This window comes from Streptomyces albipurpureus, assembly GCF_023701525.1.
Taxonomy (GTDB): Bacteria; Actinomycetota; Actinomycetes; order Streptomycetales; family Streptomycetaceae; genus Streptomyces; species Streptomyces albipurpureus.
This window is the reverse complement of sequence record NZ_JAMQAW010000131.1, coordinates 1-723: the sequence shown is the minus strand read 5'-3', so window position 1 is coordinate 723 and position 723 is coordinate 1. Positions and strand designations below refer to the sequence as shown.

Annotated in this window: 2 protein-coding genes; both read right to left on the bottom strand. The window is 71.4% G+C overall.

Annotated elements, in window-relative coordinates:
• Window positions 1-374, bottom strand: a 374-nt coding sequence (locus tag NBG84_RS40285) for a helix-turn-helix domain-containing protein (protein WP_345780626.1), incomplete at its 3' end; no start/stop codon positions are given.
• Window positions 375-447: 73 nt separating this feature from the next.
• On the bottom strand, window positions 448-723 hold a 276-nt coding region (locus NBG84_RS40280), incomplete at its 5' end, for a hypothetical protein (RefSeq protein ID WP_250924713.1).

Below are 723 nucleotides of genomic sequence, written 5' to 3'. Positions count from 1 at the left end.
GGTGCCCAGCCGAGCTGGGCAGCCATGATCCGGCGGATCTGCGCTGACGACCGCGTCGGGTTCTCTTTCTTCAGCGAGGCGGCCAGCTCCATCACCTCCGGCGGGGTGCGGGGCCTGGACTGGCGGGGCGAGGGCACCAGGGCGTCGAAGCCACCACGGCGCCATTCCATGATCCAGCGGTCCAGGGTCCACCGGGTGATCCGCAGAGTCCGGCCGTCCGGGTCGACATGGGTCACCGCAGCCAGCTCCCGCACCAGCGCACCGCGCTGACGGCGCGACAGCGTCGGATCGGCAGCCTCCCTGATCAGCATGTATCGGAACAGCCCGATCGCCTGGGCCCGTTCCAGCCGTGTCTGGTCTTCCTGTCCTGCCACCCGCCCACCAGCCTCTCGATCACGGCGTCGACAGACGCACGCGCAGAGGCTGGCAGGAGGGATCGGCGTGGCGTCAGGGGCGGCTCGTGTTGATCGTTTTGGCAGGCCAGGCGGGGGCCAGCAGTATCCCGTCGGTCACCGCGCAGGCCGCCAGCCAGGGCGACACCATGCCGACGCCCGGCCACCTGGACGTCATCGACCACCAGGCCCCCACCACCGCGGCGACCGCGTCGGCGAAGACCGTCCGGGCCGTTCCGGGAGGCACCGGGTCAACCCCGGCGTCGACCAGAAGCACGGTGAAATACCGCCGCACCGTCTCGGCCCTCGCGGCGAACCGGCGCAGCCATCC